The sequence below is a fragment of the Chitinophaga sp. genome (genome assembly GCF_035564935.1).
GTDB lineage: Bacteria > Bacteroidota > Bacteroidia > Chitinophagales > Chitinophagaceae > Chitinophaga.
In genome coordinates this window covers 1-4,491 of the sequence record NZ_DATMTE010001010.1, presented here as the reverse complement: position 1 = coordinate 4,491, position 4,491 = coordinate 1, and the positions used below count along the sequence as shown (strand labels likewise).

The following is a 4,491-nucleotide window of genomic DNA, read 5'->3' as shown; positions in this document are numbered from 1 at the left end:
GCTTCCACTCAGAATTTGTATTCGGCGTACTGGGCCCATGGGCGCTCGCCAAAGAAACACAAACCTTCTTCCATCATCTCATCGGCTACCAGCCGCCCAGGGGCTGGGAGTACCAGGTGCCCAATGCGCCGCTGATCAATTACAATTTTACCTATGAGAAAATGCTCTGGAACCCGGTTAATTACCTGGAAATCATTGGTGGCGCCAATGCCAGGCTGGGCACTATGACCACCGCCGTAAGCGCCTGGTCCTATGTCCGGGCAGGACTGTTCAACCCCTACTTCGGCCACCGCGATTTATCTGTAGCCACCAAAAGAAGATTCCAGCTCTATGCTATTGCCAGGCCCCAGTTCGGCTTTATAGGATACAATGCGCTACTGCAGGGCGGCATTTTCAAATCGAGCGATACCAATTTTGAAGAAGTATCCGATTACCAGCAAACACATATGCGGCACTTTACCATTGGCATCGACTATGGCATCGGGATTGTTGTTAACCGCACCACCATCAGCTATACCCAGAAAACCCGCACCGAATGGATGAGTGGCACCGGGAAACATTCCGTGGGTAATATCACCCTTCTCCTCCCTATCTCCCGTAAAACTATTCTCCGCGATTAATGTTATTTATCAAAACTTTATTCCCATGCATGTTAAACTGATGATCCTGTTTTTCTGTATAATCGCTGCTTCCTGCACCAGCAACGGCCCTAAAGCCGAAAATGACAGCACCGCCGCCGGCAGCGATACCACATTAAACGTAGCTGTAAACCCCAGCAGCCAGCTGGAAGTAAATCCACTTTCCGGCTATTTCCTGAAGAACACCATTACAGTAAGCGACAGTCTTACCTTCTGGCTCATTGATAACCAGGCTTCATTCGACAGCCTGTTCGGTATAGCCAAAACCATGAACAATACCATTGATCGTCCGGACTTCGGTACACATATAGTAGTAGCCGCCACCATGCCGCCTACCTTTTACGGTACACAGATCCAATTGGAATCTGCTACTTCCGATAACGTGAACAACAATGCCACCATGCATTTTGTGGCTACCGCCAATCCCAACCGGAGCAGTGCCAGTACCGTTCCGCTGTGGCTGGGCGCTGTTCCGAAAACCGGCAAAAGTACCTTCCAGCTTTATACAGGGGAGCATTTAACCAAAACGATCACTACACAACAGTAGGCCGGCCGAATATTGTTTCTACTGCCCGGGCACGATAGCTGAACAGGGCCTCCAGTTGTTTTTTTACAAACAGCCTGTGGGCCAGTTTTCCCAGCCAGCCGAAAGGTAGCCGGTAATGAACCAGGTCCGTCATTTTTACGCCGCCGGGTACTGTTTCGAAATGATGTTCATGGTGCCAGATATTGTAAGGGCCCACCCGTTGCTCATCTACAAAATATTCCAGGTAAGCTACATGGGTGATCTCTGTCATCCATTCCAACGGGATTCCTGCTACCGGTGATACAAAATAAGTGATGATCTGCCCCGGGTATACCTGCCCGGTATAGGGCGGGGAAGTAACAACGAACCGCATATAGGGAGGGGTAATATGCGCCAGGTTACCGGGGTTGGAAAAATAGCTCCAAACCTCCTCCGGCCGGGCCGGGATCACCTGTGTATGTTGTATTAAATAAATACTGGCCATACATAAGATTAACGAAAAAATATGGTTCTGGCTATAAGCAGCTGCCAAATTCGTGATTCTTTGAAATGAGTTCGTAAGTTTGTGCCTGATTAATCCGATCAGGTACATGAATCAATATATCAGGGGCTGGGTTTTCTGGCTGATGTTCATCCTCATTTCCATTTCATTTACACGGTGTGCCAACATTGTGCCCCCCAGCGGCGGGCCAAGGGATAGTTTGCCTCCTGTGTTGCTGCAGGCTACTCCCAGGGATTCCACCCTTCACTTCAACAGCAAAAAAGTGACGTTTATCTTCGACGAATACGTGGAACTGGATAATGTAAATGATAAGCTGATTGTGTCGCCAACGCTGAAACGCACGCCTATTGTGACTGCCAAGCTGCACACGGTGACCCTTGAAATAAAGGACACCCTGAAGCCCAACACCACCTACACCTTCAATTTTGCCGATGCCATCCGGGATATTAACGAACGCAATATTGCGGCAGACTTTCAGTATGTGGTGTCTACCGGTGATTATCTCGACAGCCTGCAGGTGGCCGGCCATCTTATAGATGCGGAAAATGGCCGTGTAGACAGCAATGTGGCCGTTATGCTGTACCGCGATCTTACGGATTCCATTGTATCAAAGGAAAAACCGGTATACTATGCGAAAACCAAAGGGGATGGCTCTTTCCGCTTCAAAAACATAGCACCCGGCTCCTATAAGATCTTTGCCCTGAAAGAAGAAGACCGCGACTTGCAGTATAACCAGCCTTCGGAGATGATCGCTTTTGTAGATGCACCAATTGTATTAACAGAAAGCAACCTTTCAGATGTGAACCTCCTGTTGTTTATGGAAACGGATAGTACCATTAAACCACCGCCGGAACCTGTTGACTCTTCCCTGATTGACCAGGAAGAAGAGGAAAAGAAAAAGAAGAAGCTACCTAAATTAACAGCTACGGCCACTCTTGAAGGAGGCATGCAGGAATTGCCTGCGCCATTAAGAATTACATTTGCCCTGCCGTTGAGAAACCTCGACAGTGCCAGGACCATCCTTGGTGAAGACAGCGCCTACAACCCAGTTACCTTTACCAGTACCATGGATTCTACCCGCACCCGTTTGTCCATTGGCTATGACTGGAAAGAAGGTACGCCTTACCGGTTTATTATTCCTAAAGATGCGCCTACGGATACCGCCGGACAGCAACTGGCCCGGGCGGATACCATTAACTTCAGAACCAAAAAGGTAGCGGATTACGCCATTTTCACCGTTACGGAGCTCAATATCGGCGACAGTACCAGGAACGCCATCAATGATACGGCCATGCATTACGTGGTGCAGCTGGTACAGGACAAAACCATCAAATATTCGGGCACTATTGTAAATGGAAAGTGGAGCCAGCGGTTTATAACGCCGGGTGAATACGACATCCGCCTGCTGCTGGATACTAACGGTAATGGCAAATGGGACCGTGGTAACTATTATACCTCTCCCAAAAAACAGCCCGAGCGGGTGATCAATATTGAAAAAGTGAACCTGAAGGCGTACTGGACAGTGCCCAAAAAGATAAGCATTTAAATCATACAGCGGAGAGGGCAATGCGATCCCTCTCCGCTCCAATATTCCTAACTTTGCATTATGATATTTTCCTCTGCGCTGATAGAAAACGCGGTAAATGAATTTGCCAAACTGCCGGGTATCGGTAAAAAAACAGCTTTGCGGCTGGTACTGCACCTGCTGAAGCAGGAAACAGCACAGGTACAGCAGTTTGGTGATGTGATAGCACGGATGCGGCAGCAGATACAGTTCTGCAAGGTTTGTCACAATGTGTCCGATGCGGAAGTTTGCAGTATTTGCAGCAGCCATTCCCGGCAAAAGCAGGTAGTATGCGTAGTAGAGAGCATCCGCGATGTGATGGCCATAGAAAACACCCAGCAGTTCAATGGTTTATACCATGTTTTGGGTGGTATTATTTCCCCTATTGATGGTATCGGGCCAGACCAGCTTAATATCCAGTCGCTGGTAGAAAGAGTTCAGTACCAGGGTGTAGAAGAAGTGATCATGGCTGTAAGTCCCACTATTGAAGGCGACACTACCATTTACTATCTCTCTAAAAAATTAAAGGAATTTCCTGTAAAAATCACCACTATTGCCCGTGGTATTGCATTTGGAGGAGAGCTGGAATATGCGGATGAAATGACGCTGGCAAGGTCTATCAGTAACCGGTTACCACTGGAAAGCTATGTACAGAACAAATAACAGGTATCTCTCCGGTATATAAAAAAATACGGGTGCTCAACAGCACCCGTCTTCGTTTAACCTGTAATTCCACGTTATGAAAAGTTTGTCAGACAGCATCCTTTGCAGGATGGTCCGGAAATATTTTATGATTGGTTTCTGATTCCTTTTGCTGTTGCAGCTCTTTCCACCGCTGCATTTCATACTTATTCAGGAAACATACCTTAAACACTTCAGACTGGTTTCCATCGGCCGTTTGCGGCACGGGTTGCAGTCCCAGGCTTGCCAGGTGCTGATGCAGGGTATGAATATGTTCCGATATAGTCATGACTGACTTTTAGTTTTTGTTGTAATAAATATCTGAAGAGCACTAATGATGAATCTGTTAATTGCAGCAACGGCAATTGCAGGGAGTGCAGGCGGAGGGCTGGTGGGAGGCCATAACCGGGTAAATCACTGTATTTCTATCATTTTGTTGCATTGTACCTTTCTATTACTCCACAAATATAGTAGACTTTGTAGACTACTTCCAAATTAAATTTATAGGTATAAACAAAATCTATTTTTTCTTAGGAAGATATATAATTTATAAGACCCTTCGTTAAACCCGCTCAAAACC

The 4,491-nt window shown here is 47.0% G+C and carries 6 protein-coding genes; 4 read left to right on the top strand and 2 right to left on the bottom strand.

Features of this window, described 5'->3' with window-relative positions; translation table 11 throughout:
• Positions 1 to 620 (top strand): lipid A-modifier LpxR family protein (locus tag VN105_RS26215; protein WP_325645819.1); only part of this gene is annotated, 620 nt, incomplete at its 5' end.
• Between the two features lie 25 nt (positions 621 to 645).
• Positions 646 to 1,185 (top strand): hypothetical protein, encoded by a 540-nt coding sequence (locus VN105_RS26210; RefSeq protein WP_325645817.1) that lies wholly within the window; start codon positions 646 to 648, stop codon positions 1,183 to 1,185.
• Here the strand turns inward: VN105_RS26210 and VN105_RS26205 are convergent.
• Complete coding sequence (locus tag VN105_RS26205) at positions 1,172 to 1,648, bottom strand: SRPBCC family protein (RefSeq protein ID WP_325645815.1); 477 nt, start codon at positions 1,646 to 1,648, stop codon at positions 1,172 to 1,174. The two genes, VN105_RS26210 and VN105_RS26205, sit on opposite strands and share 14 nt — an antisense overlap.
• 106 nt (positions 1,649 to 1,754) lie before the next feature.
• Between VN105_RS26205 and VN105_RS26200 the strand changes: the two genes are divergently transcribed.
• Complete coding sequence (locus tag VN105_RS26200; RefSeq protein ID WP_325645813.1) at positions 1,755 to 3,212, top strand: Ig-like domain-containing protein; 1,458 nt, start codon at positions 1,755 to 1,757, stop codon at positions 3,210 to 3,212.
• Between the two features lie 60 nt (positions 3,213 to 3,272).
• Positions 3,273 to 3,893 (top strand): recombination mediator RecR, encoded by a 621-nt coding sequence (gene recR, locus VN105_RS26195; protein ID WP_142684677.1) that lies wholly within the window; start codon positions 3,273 to 3,275, stop codon positions 3,891 to 3,893.
• A gap of 88 nt (positions 3,894 to 3,981) precedes the next feature.
• On the opposite strand, the gene VN105_RS26190 is transcribed toward recR, so the two are convergent.
• Complete coding sequence (locus tag VN105_RS26190) at positions 3,982 to 4,200, bottom strand: hypothetical protein (RefSeq protein ID WP_325645811.1); 219 nt, start codon at positions 4,198 to 4,200, stop codon at positions 3,982 to 3,984.
• Positions 4,201 to 4,491 lie beyond the last annotated feature (291 nt).